Source organism: Pyrobaculum organotrophum (genome assembly GCF_055384425.1).
Genome location: NZ_AP042430.1, coordinates 1,580,461 through 1,598,074 on the forward strand (window position 1 = coordinate 1,580,461; position 17,614 = coordinate 1,598,074).

21 protein-coding genes and 1 CRISPR repeat array are annotated in these 17,614 nt (G+C 54.2%); of the genes, 9 read left to right on the plus strand and 12 right to left on the minus strand.

Translation table 11 applies throughout. The annotated features are described in order from the left end of the window. The first annotated feature begins 39 nt into the window (after window positions 1-39). From ACZ49R_RS09655 to ACZ49R_RS09665, 3 genes are read left to right on the plus strand one after another with little or no spacing between them, the layout of a single operon-like run. Window positions 40-1,233, plus strand: a complete 1,194-nt coding sequence (locus ACZ49R_RS09655; protein WP_464732919.1) for an ABC transporter permease — start codon at window positions 40-42, stop codon at window positions 1,231-1,233. Further along, window positions 1,230-1,772, plus strand: coding sequence for a hypothetical protein (locus tag ACZ49R_RS09660; RefSeq protein WP_464732920.1), 543 nt, complete (start codon window positions 1,230-1,232; stop codon window positions 1,770-1,772). Before ACZ49R_RS09655 ends, ACZ49R_RS09660 begins: the two co-directional genes overlap by 4 nt. Continuing rightward, window positions 1,745-2,002 (plus strand): winged helix-turn-helix domain-containing protein, encoded by a 258-nt coding sequence (locus ACZ49R_RS09665; RefSeq protein WP_464732921.1) that lies wholly within the window; start codon window positions 1,745-1,747, stop codon window positions 2,000-2,002. Before ACZ49R_RS09660 ends, ACZ49R_RS09665 begins: the two co-directional genes overlap by 28 nt. Here the strand turns inward: ACZ49R_RS09665 and ACZ49R_RS09670 are convergent. The 3 genes from ACZ49R_RS09670 to ACZ49R_RS09680 are packed head-to-tail and all read right to left on the minus strand — an operon-like array spanning window position 1,999 to window position 4,912. After that, window positions 1,999-2,214, minus strand: coding sequence for a hypothetical protein (locus ACZ49R_RS09670; protein WP_464732922.1), 216 nt, complete (start codon window positions 2,212-2,214; stop codon window positions 1,999-2,001). The genes ACZ49R_RS09665 and ACZ49R_RS09670 overlap by 4 nt on opposite strands. 59 nt (window positions 2,215-2,273) lie before the next feature. Then, window positions 2,274-3,674, minus strand: coding sequence for an ABC transporter substrate-binding protein (locus ACZ49R_RS09675; protein WP_464732923.1), 1,401 nt, complete (start codon window positions 3,672-3,674; stop codon window positions 2,274-2,276). A 29-nt stretch (window positions 3,675-3,703) separates the two neighbouring features. Beyond that, entirely contained in the window at window positions 3,704-4,912 is a 1,209-nt protein-coding gene (locus ACZ49R_RS09680) for an acetyl-CoA C-acetyltransferase (RefSeq protein ID WP_464732924.1), read from the minus strand. Window positions 4,913-4,984: 72 nt separating this feature from the next. On the opposite strand from ACZ49R_RS09680, the gene ACZ49R_RS09685 reads away from it, so the two are divergent. After that, complete coding sequence (locus ACZ49R_RS09685) at window positions 4,985-6,139, plus strand: cobalamin-independent methionine synthase II family protein (protein ID WP_464732925.1); 1,155 nt, start codon at window positions 4,985-4,987, stop codon at window positions 6,137-6,139. Window positions 6,140-6,472: 333 nt separating this feature from the next. After that, entirely contained in the window at window positions 6,473-7,408 is a 936-nt protein-coding gene (trm10, locus tag ACZ49R_RS09690) for a tRNA (adenine(9)-N1)-methyltransferase Trm10 (RefSeq protein WP_464734120.1), read from the plus strand. Here the strand turns inward: trm10 and ACZ49R_RS09695 are convergent. The 7 genes from ACZ49R_RS09695 to ACZ49R_RS09725 form a co-directional block, all read right to left on the minus strand. Next, a complete protein-coding gene (locus ACZ49R_RS09695) occupies window positions 7,400-8,323 on the minus strand; it encodes a dipeptidase (RefSeq protein ID WP_464734121.1) in 924 nt (307 codons plus the stop codon). The genes trm10 and ACZ49R_RS09695 overlap by 9 nt on opposite strands. Continuing rightward, window positions 8,323-8,457, minus strand: coding sequence for a hypothetical protein (locus ACZ49R_RS09700; RefSeq protein WP_464732926.1), 135 nt, complete (start codon window positions 8,455-8,457; stop codon window positions 8,323-8,325). The genes ACZ49R_RS09695 and ACZ49R_RS09700 overlap by 1 nt, the downstream gene beginning before the upstream one ends. 28 nt (window positions 8,458-8,485) lie before the next feature. Then, a complete protein-coding gene (locus tag ACZ49R_RS09705) occupies window positions 8,486-9,136 on the minus strand; it encodes a 7-carboxy-7-deazaguanine synthase QueE (RefSeq protein ID WP_464732927.1) in 651 nt (216 codons plus the stop codon). After that, a complete protein-coding gene (locus ACZ49R_RS09710) occupies window positions 9,133-9,561 on the minus strand; it encodes a hypothetical protein (protein WP_464732928.1) in 429 nt (142 codons plus the stop codon). Before ACZ49R_RS09710 ends, ACZ49R_RS09705 begins: the two co-directional genes overlap by 4 nt. Window positions 9,562-9,780: 219 nt before the next feature. Beyond that, a complete protein-coding gene (locus ACZ49R_RS09715; protein WP_464732929.1) occupies window positions 9,781-10,977 on the minus strand; it encodes a SufD family Fe-S cluster assembly protein in 1,197 nt (398 codons plus the stop codon). Next, window positions 10,955-11,641, minus strand: coding sequence for an ATP-binding cassette domain-containing protein (locus ACZ49R_RS09720; protein ID WP_464732930.1), 687 nt, complete (start codon window positions 11,639-11,641; stop codon window positions 10,955-10,957). The genes ACZ49R_RS09715 and ACZ49R_RS09720 overlap by 23 nt, the downstream gene beginning before the upstream one ends. A 43-nt stretch (window positions 11,642-11,684) precedes the next feature. Continuing rightward, window positions 11,685-12,110 (minus strand): PadR family transcriptional regulator, encoded by a 426-nt coding sequence (locus ACZ49R_RS09725; RefSeq protein WP_011761799.1) that lies wholly within the window; start codon window positions 12,108-12,110, stop codon window positions 11,685-11,687. Window positions 12,111-12,200: 90 nt separating this feature from the next. On the opposite strand from ACZ49R_RS09725, the gene ACZ49R_RS09730 reads away from it, so the two are divergent. Further along, complete coding sequence (locus ACZ49R_RS09730) at window positions 12,201-13,103, plus strand: fumarylacetoacetate hydrolase family protein (RefSeq protein ID WP_464732931.1); 903 nt, start codon at window positions 12,201-12,203, stop codon at window positions 13,101-13,103. Here ACZ49R_RS09730 and ACZ49R_RS09735 read toward each other — a convergent pair whose 3' ends face one another. Further along, on the minus strand, window positions 13,104-13,838 hold the full coding sequence (locus tag ACZ49R_RS09735; RefSeq protein WP_464732932.1) for a hypothetical protein: 735 nt from the start codon (window positions 13,836-13,838) through the stop codon (window positions 13,104-13,106). Between the two features lie 136 nt (window positions 13,839-13,974). On the opposite strand from ACZ49R_RS09735, the gene ACZ49R_RS09740 reads away from it, so the two are divergent. Further along, on the plus strand, window positions 13,975-14,400 hold the full coding sequence (locus ACZ49R_RS09740; protein ID WP_464732933.1) for a hypothetical protein: 426 nt from the start codon (window positions 13,975-13,977) through the stop codon (window positions 14,398-14,400). Between the two features lie 20 nt (window positions 14,401-14,420). Beyond that, the gene (gene hemB, locus ACZ49R_RS09745) at window positions 14,421-15,431 is read left to right on the plus strand and encodes a porphobilinogen synthase (protein WP_464732934.1); all 1,011 of its coding nucleotides are present in this window, start codon (window positions 14,421-14,423) and stop codon (window positions 15,429-15,431) included. Here the strand turns inward: hemB and ACZ49R_RS09750 are convergent. Then, the gene (locus ACZ49R_RS09750; protein ID WP_464732935.1) at window positions 15,428-15,793 is read right to left on the minus strand and encodes a hypothetical protein; all 366 of its coding nucleotides are present in this window, start codon (window positions 15,791-15,793) and stop codon (window positions 15,428-15,430) included. The genes hemB and ACZ49R_RS09750 overlap by 4 nt on opposite strands. Before the next feature lie 274 nt (window positions 15,794-16,067). Beyond that, window positions 16,068-16,975: direct repeats of the CRISPR family, unit length 25 nt; unit sequence CCAGAAATCAAAAGATAGTAGAAAC. Window positions 16,976-17,060: 85 nt separating this feature from the next. On the opposite strand from ACZ49R_RS09750, the gene ACZ49R_RS09755 reads away from it, so the two are divergent. Continuing rightward, window positions 17,061-17,603 (plus strand): signal peptidase I, encoded by a 543-nt coding sequence (locus ACZ49R_RS09755; protein WP_053240517.1) that lies wholly within the window; start codon window positions 17,061-17,063, stop codon window positions 17,601-17,603. The last annotated feature ends 11 nt before the right edge of the window (window positions 17,604-17,614 follow it).

Consider the following 17,614-nt stretch of genomic DNA (forward strand, 5'->3'; position numbering starts at 1 on the left):
TAGTGAGTTAACTTTATTACCTACACAACTGGGGTGGAAGTGCTACTAGAGATCCTTAGGCTGTCTTGGCAAGCCCTCTGGGAGAGGAAGGGGAGGACGGTGGGGGCTATCGTCGGCGTCGTTATTGCCTTCTCGGCGCTGAGCTACGCCCTGCTCCTCGGCCAGACCTTTAAGGACTATACCACGCGTTACTTCACCTCTAACTTCCAGACTAATGTGGTGTATGTCACAGGGACACAGTTTACAGACGCAGACGTCGGCACTCTGTCGACTATCGACGGCGTGGAGACGGCTATCCCCATAGCCAACGCCAGAGGCGTCGTCAGGATCTCGGGCCAGGCCACGCCCATCCCGGTCACGGTATATGGAGTCGACCCCGCCCTCCTGCGGCTCCTTCTGCCGCCCACCGCCCTCTACGAGGGGGAGATGGTCATCGGCTCTAGCATGGTGTTAATTGGATATTACGTAGCCTTTGACAGATCTACGGGACAACAGAGGGTTTCCGTCGGGTCGCCCCTCTCCCTCTCCATAGGCCGGAGGTCGATAAACGCCATCGTCTCGGGGATACTCGCCACGGGGGCCCTGGGCTATATAGACACCGCCAGGGGGGTGGTGATGGACATCTCGGCCTTCCGCCAGGCCACTGGCGTGACGACGTACAGCGTGGTTGTGCTCGTGCTTAGAGACCCCTCTCTCGTGGAGCAAGTGGCTAACGACGTGAGAGCCGCCTTCCCCAACGTAGACGTGATATCCCCCCAGGCGGTGCTCCAGACTATAAACAGCTTCTTGACCTCCTTCCAGCTCTTCCTCGGCCTAATAGCTGGGGTGAGTACAATCATCACCGCCCTCTGGCTCTACGACACTATGTCCATAAGCGTAGTCCAGAGGACCAAGGAGATAGGAGTTCTGAGGGCCCTCGGCTACAAGAGGAGACACGTGCTAGCCATGTTCCTCGGGGAGGCCGCCATAGTCGCCCTCATCGGCGTCGCCATCGGAGTCGCTCTGCTGCTCCCCCTCTCGCAGATGGGGTTGCCCTTCGGTAGCCAAAGCGCCTCTGCCGCCACGCCCCGCACGGCCCCCCACCCCACCTTCAACATATCTCACATTGAAGTAGATCCGCTTATTGTCGTAGCAACAGCCGCGCTTGTCATTGGGATAAACCTACTGGGCGCCCTTCTCCCAGCCTATAGAGCCAGTAGAATAAACATAGTGGCTGCCCTCCGTTACGAATGATATTATTCGTGGCAGATCTAACCACAGCAGCTCTTGCTACATACATAGCATATCGCGTATTTCAAGCGTGGCAATCTCTCTACGACCGCAGACTCTCTCTATATTTCTTTGGCATGATCCTCCTGGCGGCCGCCTTGGTATTAGAAGCTGTAGTCGATATATATCTAGGCCTACTTAGAGAGACAGAGCCAGGCAGATTTGTGGCGAGACAAGAAGCGGTGTTTAGAGCCGTCGTAAACCTCCTTCTCCTAGCCGCATTAACGCCAATCGCAATAGCGGTGACCCCCGCCATGTTTTACGCCATAGCGCCGTTGTTTATACTAGCGCCGGTAAACGCAATTCTCGCCATTTATATCGCCGCCGTAATGTTTATCAAAACGGCAGAGCGGAAGGCCCCGCCGTATGTACCACTTGCCTTTACAGCTCTAACTATCTCTCTGCTATTTCCAATCTCAAGCAATATGGCCACCGTCTCTAGACTACTAACGGCAGTTTTCCTCGCGTTGGGCATATGGCACGGAAGAGGCGCACCAGGCTAGAGATAATTGCCGACATACTAGAGATTTTGTCTACTGGATGTAGACCACCAACGCGACTAGCCACAGAGGCCAATCTAGCATACGACCGCATGATGAAAATAGTGGAAGCCCTTATTGAGAGAGATCTTGTAAAAGAAGACGCTGGCGTCTTCTGTATCACACAGAATGGACATAAATTTCTAGAAGCATACCGTCAGTGGAGATATTTTCTAGATACCTTAGGTATTTAAGATCCCCCTAAAAAAGGAAGAAGTTCTATAAATCTCTTTAACTCCTCCTCAGAGAAACAAGTATACCCTGTCTTCTCCGCTGTTTTACAATCTTCATAGAATACCACAAGGGCAGAATCCTCCGGTGGAAATGACTCAGAAATCTCAAATCCAAACTTTCTTAAGACTTTGGCATAATGCTCTGGAACCCTTCCTACGAACACAACTTTCATAAGATTTACACAATTTTGAACATTAATAAATTTTTCTACATTAATACGCATTTATATATTTACGTTCTTTTCCTTCTTACGAGAAGAAACGCTATTAATAACAACGCTACAACTATAACTACGGCGGCTAGAGACATAGTTTGGAATGGCTGAGGAGTGGCGAGTAGTTTATTTAACTCAATTTCTACCTTCTGGTACTTCGCCCTGGCGGCTTCCCTCCACGCCTGGACAAGTCTATCTCTATAGGTGGGGTCTCCCGCTATTTTGTCGTTTATTGCGACGGCGTCTTGATATGTAAAGGCCCTAGTCTGGCCTGTGGCGGGGTCTGTGTAGTTCACTGGCGCTCCCAAGAGGCGCCACAGTCTTTCAAACTGTTGTCTAGATATTCTGCCAGAGTAGTAGGCGTCTACTAGCTTCGCCCAGACAGAGGTGAGCTGGTCTTGGAGATCTACTAGAGTGGCCTCGTAGTAGTAGATAAAGGAGTAGTAATACGACGCGCTTTTTTCAGGCGGCACTGCCAATACCTTTGCCTTCATGAGCTTGTCTAAATGGCGTTTTAAAACTGCGGCTTTAGTCTGGTTTACGTCTGGGGAGTCTAACAGAGCTAGATTGCCGGGCAGTATATACCTATCTATAAGTCTCTTCTCTAACTCGGTGAGGAAGACTCTGGTTAGTAAAGCCGCTGCTGTGGCGTTGGCGCCCCGAGGCACGGCGATGGGGTCAAAGAGTATGTCTGTGCCGTCTGCCGGAATACAGTAGTCAAGCCCTGCGATAAAGACGTAGTAGTCAACCATGGGGCCGAAGAGAGCCTCGCCTCTCTTTACGACGTCTCGTACTGCGCCACTTGAGTCAACAAATCTAGAGTGAGCCGCCATGGCTGTGAGGAGTCTCCAGCCCTCCTCCCAGCCGTATATCTCTGTCACCAGTTGCATCATCGCGGCTGTGGAGGTGGACTTGGTAGGCCGCGCGAGGACGACGGGCTTGGCGCCTGTCTGTAGGTAGTATTTAGTGAGATTCGGCGAGGCGAGGGCCGCCCAGCTACACGCAGGCTGGACTCCCGCCTTGGCGAGGGCCTCGTTGCTATAGCCAATTACATAGCCTAAGAGACCGTAGACCACGTAGTACGTCTTCCCATCTGGCCCCATCCGCTTGAGTAAAATACCCCCCGCCCTCTCTGGCATTTGTCTAAGCTCTGGGACGTCTGGCATGGGGGCTAGGTAGCCCTCCCGCAGGAGGGCTTCGTAAAGCACCGGCGCGCCGGCCCAGAGGAAGTCTACATCTCCCCTCTCTATGAGCCCCCTCCATTGGGTGGGGTCTGCGGGGATTATCCTAATGTCTGGTATATACTTCCGTAGTATTGGATACGCCGCGTCAATAGAGAGTTGGTCTGCTCTAGTCAACACCGTGGCGGAGGAGACAGATAAAGCCAGGAGTAATAGCGACGCCGCCAGCCGCCACATAATGGGCTTGTTTGTAGTTTATTAAAAACTTATACTCTTTCTAAAACTACGGCGGCGCCTTGCCCACCGCCGACGCAAAGAGTAGCCACGCCGTAGTCAACGCCGTCTATCTGCATCTGTCTAGCCAACGTGCCTATTATCCTCGCGCCTGTGGCCCCCAGCGGGTGGCCTATGGCGATGGCGCCGCCTCTTGTGTTAACAATCTCGGGGTCTAGGCCGAGTTGTTTAATTGCATATAGCGTAACTACGGCAAAAGCCTCATTTATCTCCCACCTCCCTATCTGTTTGACCGTAAGTCCGGCCTTTTCAAGCGCCTTTTTCGACGCAGGCACGGGGCCCATGCCCATAACCTCAGGCGGCACTCCGGCGAAAGCCACAGCCCTAATCTTAGCCAGAGGTTGAAGGCCGTGTTTTTTCACAACTTCGCCAGAGGCAAGCATTATATATGCAGCGCCGGAGTTTAAAGGCGAGGAGTTGCCCGCGGTTATTACGCCATCTGGCTTAAACACAGGCGGGAGTTTGGCAAGCGCCTCGAGGCTTGTGTCTGGCCTAACAGACTGGTCTCTATCTACAACTTTCCTCTGGCCGTCTTTTTCCACCGCAACGGGCACTATCTCGTCTTTGAAATAGCCCTTTTCATACGCCTCTGCCGCCCTCCTGTGGCTTCTAAGAGACCACATGTCCATCTCCTCCCTCTTTATGCCCGAGACCTCGGCTAGTCTCTCGGCGGTGAGCCCCATGACGTAGCCAATCGGCAGATTGTATAGTCTTACATACTCCTCGTCTGTAAGAAATTTAGGATTTATCTCAATATGTGGATTTTCATACATAGGGGTCTTAGACATTTTTTCGACGCCGCCAGCTATTACCACGTCGGCCATACCTGTGGCCACTTCCATAGCTCCAAAAGCCACTGTAGTAATTGAAGAGGCGCACTGTCTATCTATATGCGCCGCCGGAATTGTGTAAGGCAGTTTGGCGGCGAAAACAACATGGCGGCCGCCGTAGAGCCACTGCTCGCCTACCGGCAGAGCTGTCCCTGTCAAGAGATCTTCTACATCTTCCGGCTTGACGCCAGTTTTTTCTAAAATCGCCCTCACAGGCGCCGCCGCCAACTCCTCCGGTCTTACGTCCCAAAAGTCGTCTTTCTGAGGCTCCTTCCTAGAAAATCTCGTAAAGGCTGTTCTTGCAAACGCCACTATATAGACATTTTCAAGTCTTTTACCTACTGCAGACATAGGGGAGCGGATTTCCTAAGTTAATAACTATTACTTCTCAAAATTTTTATAGAGGTCTTTTGCATCTCACTAATGTCGTTGCCAAGGGCGTTTATAACATCAGTAGTGGGCTCTTGGCCTAGGCCAACTTGGCTAATAGAGGCCTTCGAGAAGTTCGAAAAGGGCCAGATGGACCAACAGACCTTCAACCAATACCTCGACGATGCAGTCAAACTAGCTATAAAAGACCAAGAGGAGGCGGGCCTAGACGTGATCACAGACGGAGAGCAGCGGAGGACCTCCTTCGTGGCGTTCGTCGGTCAGAAGATAAGGGGGTTCAAGATCGTGAGGGTGGAGGAGCTACACCCCAACGCCAAGGAGATCATGAAGAGATACAAAGCCCCCCTCACCCTCTGGAGGCCTGTCATTGCGGGCTATATAGAAGACAGCGTCCTCGCCGTAGATGAAGTGCAATACGCCAAGAAGGTCACCCAGAAGCCTCTCAAGGTCACCCTCCCCTCCCCCTACCTCATAATGTGGGAGGCTTGGCACGCCAAGATCTCCGCCCCCTACTACCCCAGGCCGGAGGACGCCGCGGAAGCCTACGTCAAAGTGTTGAGGAACGAGATAGCCCGGCTTATAGACGCCGGCGTGGCCTTCATACAACTGGACGAGCCCATGCTCGGCGACTTAATCGAGGCGGAGCAAGACAAGCCGGATAGGTACAAACAGGTGGCCTCCGAGCTCTACGGCCAGAAGTACAGAGGCCTTAGAGATGAAATACAGCTGGCGGTGGACCTCGTCAACGAGACAGTCAAGGGCTACACCACCTCTGTGAGGATAGGCATGCACCTAGACCGCTGGCCCACCGAGGAGTCCCCCATAGTTGGCTACGAACGCCTGGCCCCCCAGCTCTTCGACGTGAAAGTGAAGCAGTACGTAGTCGAGTATAAACACCCGAGGATGGGCAACCCCGAGGAGTTCGCCAAGATACTCCCTACAGACAAGGAGATAGGGCTGGGCTCCATCGACGTCCGGGACCCCAAGAGGGTGGAGACTGTCGACGAGGTAGTGGCGCACGTAGAGAAGATTGTCAAGTACGTAGACCCCACCAGGATATGGCTAAACCCAGACTGCGGCTTCGCCCCCGGCATGTACCGCGCCTTCCCGCGCGCCGTCGCCATAGAAAAGCTAAAGGTGATGGTAAAAGCCGCCCAGATTCTACGCCAGCGCTACTGGTGGGCCTAGGAACATACAATTTTTGTCGCAACTCCTACAAACAGACGTCAGATCTCTAGTAACATCTTCTGCATGTCGTCTATACAGGCATCCTCTTGGCTAGGCTTTTTATAAGTGCGTTGTCGTTAACGAACCAATCTGCTTGTTTAGGCCGTCTGCCGCCAGTCTATTGGCGTCGTCAACCCTCTCTAGTTGCGCTACTCCTAATGTTGAGGTATAAGAAGATGTCCTCGGCGGAGAGCTCCATCCCTAAGCTTCTCCACCACCCTATCCGCCGCCACACTGAGGGCCTTCTGTAGGGTGTTTTCAAGTTTTTATGTTGGGCTTGTTTGAAATGGCGTGGTGACTCCGCTTTGGAAGATATTTTTCCAGTTCTTAGCCCAGAGGGGGGTGGACTCTCTGTGTCTCCCTCCGCACTTTAAATGTAGGTGGGAGATTCCCCAGTGCGTGGCTGTGGGAGTACTTGTGGGGAGATACGCCGTGTGTAGGTGGGAGGGGGTTGAGGTTTTGAGAGGCCGCGGCGCGGGAGTCTGCCGTTGGGTTTTGGCAAAACGGTGCGTGGGGGAGCGGCTGGAGGTCGGTTTTTCGCCGCCGGAGAGACCGCGGATTGTTGTCGACCTGTCGCTGTGGGGAGAGCACACGCCGGGGGAGAAGCACGAGTTGGTGGAGCAGATCCTCGCGACGTTGGACGCAGTCCGTAGGGTGCTCTGGGACGGCAACCTCTGGGTGACGAACGCCCCCGGCGAGTTCCTGGAGTTACTCGGCCTACATGCCAGGGGGCTTGTCCACCGGATGAACATCTCGGGCGGCCCCCCGCCTCTGGAGAAGCCGGTGGTTCTCGACCCCGAGGGAGACTGTCTCTTCACAGAGGAGACAGCGCGGTCCCACTCGGAGTTTATCATCGGTGGGATTGTGGACAAGGAGAGGACGGCTAAGTCGGGCACCAGGAGGCTGGCGGAGTTACTCGGCGTGGAGAAGAGGTGTAGGATAGAGCTGAGGGGGTCTCTCGTGGGGGTGCCAGACAGGATAAACAAAATAGCCGAGATCGTGCTGTCGGTTCTCGCCGGCGTACCCCTGGAGGAGGCCATCCTCAGGGCCCAGGCCAAGAGAGACAGAGTCTACAGGCTCATGTGGGAGATCCAGAAAAGGGCCCGCCGGCTCCCAGACGGCAGACTGGCGATCACGAGAGACGCCCTCGCCGAGGCCAACTGGCTGGGGGCACCCCCCGGCGAGGTGGAGCTAGCCCTCAGGAAGACCCATGCTGTGGTTCTAGGGTAAGACCTCTCTGAGCACTCTGGCGGCGTTTCTCCACATGACTGCCTCCACCTCCTCACGTCTGAAGCCGGCCTCTATCAGCGCCTCTGCCAGGCGGGGGATCTTATCCACCGACTCCAAGCCCCGGGGCGTTGTAGATATGCCGAGGTAGTCCGTGCCTATGGCTAAAACCTCCACGCCGAATTTATCCCTTATGTATCTCGCGTGTTTTGCCAAATCTCTAGGGGTCGGGTCGCTGGATATAGTAGACGGTATAAAGGTGAGGCCTATCACTCCGCCTACGTCGCGCAGCTTCTTGAGCACTTCGTCTCCGACGTTTCTCCTATGGCTATGCACCGCGGCGGCGTTGGCGTGGCTCACCACTACCGGCCTCCTCGCCGTCTCTAGGACATCCAAGGCGGTCCTCTCCCCGGCGTGTGCCAGATCCACCAAGACCCCCACCCTCTGCGCCGCCTCCACAAGCCCATAGCCCTCTTCAGAAAGGCCGCGGTCTCTCCCCCCGCAACACGACCCTCCCCACCGGTTGCTAAGATTCCACGTCAAGCCCAAGGCCCGTAGCCCCAGCCTGTAGAAGAGCCTTAGGTCGTCCGCCGACGAGAGGACGTCGGCTCCCTCAAGTGCAATGAGGAACTTCAGCCCCGGCGCAGCTAAATCGCCCCTTCTCTCCACGATCTTTATGCCGTGGGTCTCAGACAGAGCGTAATACACCTTGAACCCCTCCAGCGCCAGCTGGAGACTCGGCGACCAGCCGCTGTAGGAGTTGACAAATGGGAAGACAGCCGCGACCACGAGTTCTGCCCCCGCCCTCCTCAGCTTTGGCAAATCGCTCTGTCTCCCCTCTGCGTCTACGTCGAAGGGCTGGGGGCTGAGAGAGGTGAGAAAATAGTGGGCTATGTCTTCGTGTAGATCTATAAACATCACTCTTCTAACTCATCGATTATACTACGGAGTTCGTCTAACGCCTCTTCAACTAGTTTACAATCGCCCTCCTCTACGGCAGACTCTAAGAGATCTACTACTTCGCGAAGCCGTCTAGCCAATTTTTCAGACATACGTCCAAGTTCTCACAGCCTTATAACACTACCTACCTCTGACATTGCCCCACGCCTCTACGTGGAGCCTGGGGGTGACGCGGAGCTTGTGTTTAACCGCGGCGTCCCATATGCGGCGGAGCACCTCGGCGTGTTGCTCCGGCGTCTCGGCGAGCGGCATTAGGAAAACTCTCTCACGGGGTATGCCGTGTTTCTCAACGTAACGGACTGCCTCCTCCACGTCCTCCTCGCTCCCCACCACGAACTTAAACCATGCCTTGGGGCTCTTTGGGTAATGGGGGTGGAGGGGGGCGTCTACTCTTGCGTTAGAGAGCTTAGGCGACACGTCGTAGAAATCAACACAAGCGTCTAACTGTGGAGTGGGCGGGTAGACGCCGCTGGTCTCGACTTCGACAGTGCCCAGCCGCCGGAGGGGGCAGGCCAACTCGTGGAGGTTGCGCCAGATCAACGGCTCCCCTCCTGTGATGACGACATGACCCAGCTGGCCGTATGCCGCAGCCCTCTGGACGACCTCTTCGGCGTCCATCTCAACTCCGCCTAGAGGGTCCCAGCTGTATTTTGTATCGCAGTACCGACACCGTATTGGACAGCCCGCCAGCCTGATGAAGACGGCAGGTTTGCCGAGGTTCACCCCCTCGCCCTGGAGAGAGGCGAAGATCTCAACTACGCGGAATTTCACGGAGGAGAATACTCCAATTGCATTTGGGCCAGTTGTTTTAACACGGCGTCTATATACCGCTCTGCCTCAGCTCTATCGATAGCCCTCTCTGTGTATATATGGCGGAGGACTTCTTCATATTTTTTATACTGCTCGTTTAACTTCCTCCAGGGGATTGTCTTTAGTTTTTCCGCGAGCTGCGGGTCTGTCGGCAGTCTGCCCTCCGCCATTAGACAGGCAATTATTGGATAGCCCACATACCCCCTATACACAGTGCCGTTGTCATCGCTATATACACGTCTGCCGGAGATTTCAACGTGATACACTCTGTCCCCCTCTGAAGACAATACTTCACAACGGCCTGGCCCCAACATTTTCACTCTGCCATCTGCCACAGCGCCGAGGGCCTCAAGCACTTTTATCCTAGGCGGCAGTTTAAGTTTCATAGTCCGTCCATTAACCCGACTCATCTAGTCAATAAAAAGGGGGTTATTTAATCCATACACACTCTCTACGTTAGTTGTTACAACGTCGGGGGTCAAAGACAACACATCGCGCTATCGGTCAAGGCTGTTGCGTCTGTCGAGCCCGCCCGCCAGGGCGTCTGGCGGGGGCGGGCCCCGAGCCCCGGGGGAAGGCCGGCGTGACATTAGGGGAGCCAAGTTTCACATTGCCTTCTCAACTATAACCTTTTCAATACTCTCTACATACCGCCTTGCTTGCTCTGGCAGATATCTGTATATATCTGTAGTGACAAACCCCCTCACTAATAGAGACACAGCCTCTTCGTAGGTAAAGCCCTTGGCCTGTAGATAGTTTATCTCCTCCTCAGCCAGCCTCCCAATAGAGGCTTCGTGTGTCAACATCGCGTCTTGGTGATAAGCCGCCAGCTGTGGGATGGTGACTATGTCGGCACTGCCAGAGAGTAAAAGGCCGCTACACTCAACATGGCCTCTAGAGGGCTTATGCGCCTCGACTAAAGCCCTCATGGTGATGTTAGATCTGTCTGCCGCAAGCGCCCTCGTGGTCAACTCAACTGCAGCCCCGTCGCCTTCTAATACAGCCGTCGTCCCCACGTCAATCTGCGCACTCCCCAGCCCCAGGAGTATAGAAGTCGCGTGGGCTTTCGCCCCCTCTCTCAACACAATCCTCGGGCTCGTCTGGAGGGAGTTCACCTCTTGGAGATTGGCATAATATCCGACGTACTCTCCGCCCTCCTCTACGAGAACCCCAGTGCGAGGTCTTACATGCGCCGCCTTCGTCCAGTTATGTACCATTATATAACGGAGTTTGGCCCCCCTTAATACGTAAAACTCAGAAATCCCCACGTGCAGCCCCACGACCTCCGGCGCAATTACACACCCAGTGTAGACCACCGCCTCAGCCCCCTCTTCTACAATAACGACGTTGTGCGGCGCCTGGAGACCCCCCCGGACGATAGAGAGACAGGCGAGGATAGGATCTCTCACCTTAGCCCCCGCCTTGACTCTAATCACATACCCCCCAACCCCCCTTAGAGCTGCCACAGCTGTATATTTATCAAGGTCAGGCGGCACAAGGCGCCAGAGGTACTCCCTGGCGAGGTCTGGATATGCGTCGGCAAACTCCTCTACTCTATACACCTCGACCCCCGGGATCCTACTTAAGTATCTGAAATATGCACTATCTCCCTGTATGTAGTAAGCCGGCGCTCCCATAGACACGCCGACTTTATTCGCGACTGCAGCCACAGCCTCCTCACTAGTGGGCGTCCTCCCGTCGCCAAATTGTGTAACATCGACATCTGGGCCGTGGGGAGCCGGCTTGTTTAACGCCGCTTTAGCTCTCTCTCTTATTTTTTCAAACCAGCCCTGCGAAGCCATAGGTAAACACGGCGTCTAAAACCTCTCTACCCCCACATTTTTTAAACCCGCCGCCGTAGAGAACACAGACTTTATCCGGGGGGAGATGTCTAGCTATATGTGCGCCATGTGTTACAATAATTAACGCGGCGTCTTTTACAAGCTCTTTCAACGCCCTAGCCACAATTACAAGACTTTCTACATCTACGCCGCTGTCTGGCTCATCTATAAGAGCGACTCTAGGCCTCTGGGCTAAAACAGTGGCGAGCTCTACCCTCTTCCCCTCGCCGCCGGAGAGCTTTCCTATTTCTCTATCAAGAAGATGATCTACCTCAACGACCTTAGCCACCTCTCTATAGTCACACTTAGTCTTCCTACATATATTCGACAGAAGTACGCCTACGCGAACGCCCTGTAGCCGCGGCGGGATTTGAAAAGCGAGGGCCAGGCCCCGGCTGGCTTTTTCATACGGCTTTAGTTTTGTAATATCTTCGCCATCTAAAAGGACTCTGCCCCCCACGACCTCATACCCCGGGATCCCCATTATCGCCTTGAGAAGACTTGATTTGCCAACGCCGTTGGGCCCCAAGATGTAAAACACCTCCCCCGGCGAAATAGAAAAAGAGACTCCGCCGAGGAGAGCCCGCCCGCCTACAGCCACCGAGAGATTTTCTACAGTAAACACATGTGTAAAAAATAAACTAGTTTTAATTCTCTTGGTGCAAAATCTACACCTTTTGGAGAATCTCAGCTATCTTTCTAATACGCTCTCTATACGGCGCTATTCTATCAGGCTCTGTAGTAGCGACGTCGGCGAGATACATCGACCAGCTCTCCAACTCTTCGACAACTTCTTCGATATTCCGCGGGGCGCCGGGCCTAGGTATTTTAGCCCAGGGTATGAGCTTGACGGCGCGTCTGCCGGCCTCCGTCAGCTCGTACCGCCCGTCTTCTCTCCTCTTGGCCAGACCCTCCGCCTCAAGTTGTTTCAACAGCGGGTAGACCGAGCCGGGAGACGGCTTCCAAAAGCCCCACGTGAGCTCTTCCACAGCTCTTATAACCTCGGCGCCGTTCATAGGCTTGTCTGAGAGCAACCAGAGCACTACCTCCCTCAGCCCTCTCCTCGATATAAACGCCCAGGGCGGAGGCGCCATGTGTATAACACCTCTCGTATTTTTAAACTTTTCGATTTCGATATCGAAATCGAAATGCTAATGTATATAAACGACGGCCAACGTTACGTTATGAAACTACTTACATTTAGAAGGGGGGAGGTTAGAAAAGTTGGGCTTTTTAAAAACGGCAGGATTTTAGACTTGCCCGAGGCGTACAAAGCGGCGTTTAACACAGAGGAGGCGCCAGATTTTCTATACGACATGAGACGTCTTATTGCACTAGGCGAGCCTGCGCTTGAGATAGTTAAGAAGTTAAACGAGAAAGCCAGTGGGCCGTTTTACAAGCCAGAGGAGATAAAGTGGGAGCCGCCTGTGCCAAACCCAGAGAAAATACTCTGCGTAGCCGTCAACTACAGGGCACACGGCGCCGAGACTGGGATAGAGCCCCCCGACAAGCCCTACTTCTTCCCCAAGTTCCCAAACGCCCTAGTGGGCCACGAGGGCTATGTAGTGAAACACAGGGTGGTACAGAAGCTAGACTGGGAGGTAGAGCTCGTCGTCGTAATGGGGCGCCCCGGCAAATACATAGAGCCAGAGAGGGCGCTGGACTACGTCTTCGGCTACACCGTCGGGCTAGACATGTCTATGCGCGACTGGCAGAACCCAGACGAGAAGACCGCCAGACAGTACGGAAAGAACTGGATATGGGGCAAGACTATGGACACCGCAGCGCCTGTGGGCCCGTACATTGCGACAAGAGACGAGGTGCCAGACCCCAACAGACTGGGGCTGAGGCTTTGGGTAAACGGCCAGCTAGAACAGGAGGGAAACACCTCCCAGCTCATCTTCAACATCCAACAGTTGATATACTGGGCATCCCAAGGCATAACCCTCCGCCCCGGCGACCTCATTTTCACAGGGACGCCGCCCGGAGTGGGCTGGGCCAAGGGGAAGTTCTTAAAGGGGGGAGACATCGTAGAGGCCGAGGTGGAGTCTATAGGCCGTCTCAGAGCGTATATAATTGAGGAGTAGCTACAACACGACAATTTTCTTCACTACCTCAGGCCGGTCGATTCTAACTCCGCCAAACTTAGAGGCCAAGATAAACACCCTGCCGCCCACTTCTACTCCAGACAAATCGAGACGGCCCCCCTCCGACTCTACAAGCGCTATATCTCCAGTAGTACGCGCCCCCGACAGATCTACATCTCCCCTAGACCCACATATTGTTATAGAGTAGGCCCCCGCCCTAGCTACAACACCCCCTCTAAACCTCTCGACAATAATTTCGCCGACCACCCCCGCCCCAGTTAAATCAAGACGCCCCGAGGACTCTACCACTTGTAGATGGCCCCCAATTTTTGCGCCAGCCGCCGAGATTTCGCCACGTACTGAAAACACGGCGAAGAGCTCAGCCCTCCCCCCTCTAAAATCTACATCGCCGACGACTTGGTCTATGTATACATGGCGGAATCTAGCCCCCTCGAGATATATATTCCCCCTCACGCTGTAGATAAAAAGATCTATGCCCCCAGCCCCACGGAGGTCTACGTCGCCAGTTACATAGTATATAAAGAGCGGGCCGTGGACTCTAGCCTCCCTCAGCCTAGGCGCGACATCTGACACCTCGCCCCCCGGCAGGTGGCACCTCTCGCAGTCGGCTGTAAAAACTAACTTCCGCCGGCAAGCCGGGTCTTTAACACAGTTGGGGTCGTGGTATGGACAAAAGCCGCTCTCTCTTGCAGGCCTCCCACAGAAACACCTCACAGCCGCCTCATCTACGCGGCTTTAAAAATATAAGCAAGTGGGCAGATCTATACGTCAGATAGGTGAAGAGCCGGAGTACCCCCGACTGTTGAGGAACACCCGCCCCACCTTTATAACCCAGAGGCCGATGTTATTTATGGCAGTGTATCTCATGTCTATCAAGCCGAAATTTGGCGAAGAGATACTCGGCGGGGCGAAAAAATGTGAATTGAGGAAGCTAGTGGGGCCTTTGATACAGCCAAACGACGTGGTGTATCTATACTTTACAAAACCCACGGCGGCTGTAGTTGGATATTTCACCGCAGGCCTAGTCTTCATAGTCCCCACCCACAACCTATCTAAACTACTCTCTGAGCTGGGGGGCTGCGGCGTTGGAGAAGAAGATTTAAAATACGTCGAGGGCGCCCGCTACTCTATGTTAATAGAGGCCAGAGGCCCAGCCCGCTGTCTAACGCCTGTCAAACTGACAGAGATAAGCCTGAGGCCGCCCCCCAGCTATAGAAAATTAGACGGAAAGACGGCGGCTAAACTCAAAGCGCTTTGCGAAGGCAAAAAGATATAAGGCCGCACGCCACTTACGATATGAAATTCCCAACTGTCAGACCCCGCCGCCTCAGGACAAACAAAATCATTAGAGACGCCGTTGCCGAAACTGCCCTCGACCCCAGCGACTTCATCTACCCCATCTTCGTCAAGGAGGGCCCCGGCCGAGAGGCCATACCCACCATGCCCGGCCAACACCGGTGGCCCGTCGGCGAGGAGCTAATTAAACACGTAGAGGAGGCCCTCGCCCTAGGAGTCAACAAGTTTATCCTATTCGGCGTGGTGCCAGAGGAGCAGAAAGACCCCCACGGCTCCAGGGGCTACGACCCAGAGGGCCCCGTCCCCAAGGCCCTCCGCCTCCTAAAAGAGACCTTTGGTGACAAGATACTCCTCTTCGCAGACGTCTGTCTCTGCGAATACACAGACCACGGACACTGCGGCGTAGTAAAGACCACGGGGGGCAGGTGGCACATTGACAACGACGAAACTATAAAGCTATACGCCAAGGAGGCCCTCGTGTACGCAGACGCCGGCGCTGACTTCGTCGCCCCAAGCGGCATGATGGACGGCCAGGTGGCCGAGATTAGAAAAGCCCTAGACGCCCACGGCTTCCACCACGTGGGGATCATGGCATACAGCGCCAAATACGCCTCAGCCTTCTACGGCCCCTTCCGCGTGGCCGCCGCCTCAGCGCCCAAATTCGGCGACAGGAGGACATACCAGATGGACCCCAGAAACGCCCACGAAGCCCTCAAAGAAGTCGCCATGGATCTGGAGGAGGGCGCAGACATAGTCATGGTAAAGCCGGCCCTCGCATACCTAGACGTAATCCGCCTAGTAAAACAGCACTACCCCTGGGCCCCCCTAGCCGCCTACAACGTCTCCGGAGAATACGCCATGGTAAAAGCCGCCGCAGCTGCCGGATACATAGACGAGAGGGTCGTCACACTAGAAATCCTAACCGCAATAAAAAGAGCAGGCGCAGACCTAATCCTCACCTACCACGCCCCAGAAGCCGCAAAATGGCTAAAAGACGGCACCCCATTCTAGCCGTCGTCTAGTATCTTCTTCGCCGCGCTTGGCCAGTACATGGCGAGGGCGGAGGCGGCGTATTCTATGGCCATTGCCGCCTCCCAGGCGCGTATTTTCCAACGCGGCGAGTCGCGGCACCGGCTGGCGACGTAATACGCCTTCCTTAGGGCGTCAACCAGCGCAGCCACCAGCTGCCTAACGGGCAGGGGCCTCGGCACGAGCCGCCTAACCCTCACGGCGACGCCCAGAAGATCGTCCACAGAGCCCAGATAGACGGTATCGCGAGGACGCCAGCCCACCTTCAGATACAGCCTACGGCCCAACAGCCACAGGTAGCCAACGAGAGGCCCAACCCTAACCCGGCCAAAATAGAGATACACACCAGCCACAACACCCACACATTAAAACATTCCCATATATGTCGGTAAAGAACACAATATACTTTAGACAAGGGGCTAGACAGCCAAACGCGAAGAATGGCGTTGGGTTCTCCCTTCGGCTAGGCGTTGTCACAATCGTAAAGGCGAAGAATGGCGTACGCCTACACCCAGACAGGAGAATGTATGAATGTAAAGAGGGGCTGGAAAGCGACCGCCGGCCAGACAAAAAACCACGAAAAAACTTAAAAACCCAAAAGATCCATACAAACAAGCCCCAGAAATCAAAAGATAGTAGAAACTACGGCCGTCTCAAGAGACGAATTGACAACTATCTACAGCCAGAAATCAAAAGATAGTAGAAACCACCTCGCCACGAGCTCCACCAGGCGGTAGTACAGCTCGTCTGGCCAGAAATCAAAAGATAGTAGAAACGTTCTGCCATGCCCCTCTATTTTCCCAGGCTTATAACAGTTCCAGAAATCAAAAGATAGTAGAAACTACATTCGGCATAAGCGGAGTCACAGAGGCGTTTGGGTCTCCAGAAATCAAAAGATAGTAGAAACCTCTCTTTTCGTCTTCTGCCGTACCGCGCGCCGTTGCGGTTCGCCCAGAAATCAAAAGATAGTAGAAACGGCGTGTCGGACGAAGCACTCATCATTGTCATGCCGCCGGTGGCCCAGAAATCAAAAGATAGTAGAAACCCGCTAAGACGGCGTCAAGTATTGCCGTCTTGTCGTCGGGACCCAGAAATCAAAAGATAGTAGAAACTCCTCCCAGCCCAGCATCTGATAAGCCCAGTTGTCCTTACCGGCCCAGAAATCAAAAGATAGTAGAAACATTCCAATATTTGAGCCGAAAATGCTGTTGGTCACCCTACCAGAAATCAAAAGATAGTAGAAACACGAAGATGGAGAGTTCAGTATAGAGTGCGCATGACTGACATCATCTCACCAGAAATCAAAAGATAGTAGAAACCTGCAAATGGCATGTGGACACCAGCGAGGACAAGTGTGCCTCTCCAGAAATCAAAAGATAGTAGAAACTACTCGCGTACGCGCTGATATATGTCGCGCTTGTCTTAGCACAGCCCAGAAATCAAAAGATAGTAGAAACAGCACTGCTACGAGTTGGCTCTCTGGGCAGCAGGGTGCCAACATCCAGAAATCAAAAGATAGTAAGAATTCTGAGTGATACGCTGGTCTGTGGGGTGCTTGGTGTGTTGCGGCTTTTGGAGTTATTGTTATATACTGGCTGTGTCTTTGGTGGTATGGGGGGCTGGGTTAGGGAGTTTTTGTGGCTTGTCGCTATTGTGGTGGCTTTGGTGGTGTATTCTGTGGTAGCTGGCGTGGCGTGGCCTATTGCGGTTGTTTCTTCCTACTCTATGGAACCGACGTTGAGAGTGGGAGACTTCATCTTTCTGGTGGGTGCCAGCTGTCAGAGCGTTTCTCCGGGGGATGTTGTGGTCTACGTGGCTAGGAACCCCCTGTGGGTGGGGAGTTGGATTATCCACAGGGTGTATCAAAAGGTTGACCGTGGTGGCTGTGGCTTGATCACGTGGGGTGACAACAACCCGGCGCCTGACCAGGCGGCGGGGGAGCCCCCAGTTACAAATAACATAATTGGGAAGGTTCTCTTCACAGTGCCGTATGTGGGGGTGTTTCCGCTGGTGGTTAGGCCTCAGGGGGTGGGGGGCGAGGCCGTGGCGGCTTGGTTGGGGAGGCTGGCTCTCTTCTCTGTGGCGACTTACCTCTTCTACTTGTATTTCAAGGGGGGCGAGCCTAGGCGTAGGAGGGGGAGGAAAGCTATATAAGGGGTAGACGT

Coding starts and splice junctions, on each gene's coding strand:
- ACZ49R_RS09660 (WP_464732920.1), top strand. CDS start 1,230: ATGATATTATTCGTGGCAGATCTAACCACAGCAGCTCTTGCTACATAC.
- ACZ49R_RS09730 (WP_464732931.1), top strand. CDS start 12,201: ATGAAACTACTTACATTTAGAAGGGGGGAGGTTAGAAAAGTTGGGCTT.
- ACZ49R_RS09715 (WP_464732929.1), bottom strand. CDS start 10,977: ATGGCTTCGCAGGGCTGGTTTGAAAAAATAAGAGAGAGAGCTAAAGCG.
- ACZ49R_RS09755 (WP_053240517.1), top strand. CDS start 17,061: ATGGGGGGCTGGGTTAGGGAGTTTTTGTGGCTTGTCGCTATTGTGGTG.
- ACZ49R_RS09710 (WP_464732928.1), bottom strand. CDS start 9,561: ATGAAACTTAAACTGCCGCCTAGGATAAAAGTGCTTGAGGCCCTCGGC.
- ACZ49R_RS09675 (WP_464732923.1), bottom strand. CDS start 3,674: ATGTGGCGGCTGGCGGCGTCGCTATTACTCCTGGCTTTATCTGTCTCC.
- ACZ49R_RS09685 (WP_464732925.1), top strand. CDS start 4,985: ATGTCGTTGCCAAGGGCGTTTATAACATCAGTAGTGGGCTCTTGGCCT.
- ACZ49R_RS09695 (WP_464734121.1), bottom strand. CDS start 8,323: ATGTTTATAGATCTACACGAAGACATAGCCCACTATTTTCTCACCTCT.
- hemB (WP_464732934.1), top strand. CDS start 14,421: ATGAAATTCCCAACTGTCAGACCCCGCCGCCTCAGGACAAACAAAATC.
- ACZ49R_RS09665 (WP_464732921.1), top strand. CDS start 1,745: ATGGCACGGAAGAGGCGCACCAGGCTAGAGATAATTGCCGACATACTA.
- ACZ49R_RS09670 (WP_464732922.1), bottom strand. CDS start 2,214: ATGAAAGTTGTGTTCGTAGGAAGGGTTCCAGAGCATTATGCCAAAGTC.
- ACZ49R_RS09740 (WP_464732933.1), top strand. CDS start 13,975: ATGGCAGTGTATCTCATGTCTATCAAGCCGAAATTTGGCGAAGAGATA.
- ACZ49R_RS09700 (WP_464732926.1), bottom strand. CDS start 8,457: ATGTCTGAAAAATTGGCTAGACGGCTTCGCGAAGTAGTAGATCTCTTA.
- ACZ49R_RS09680 (WP_464732924.1), bottom strand. CDS start 4,912: ATGTCTGCAGTAGGTAAAAGACTTGAAAATGTCTATATAGTGGCGTTT.
- ACZ49R_RS09725 (WP_011761799.1), bottom strand. CDS start 12,110: ATGGCGCCTCCGCCCTGGGCGTTTATATCGAGGAGAGGGCTGAGGGAG.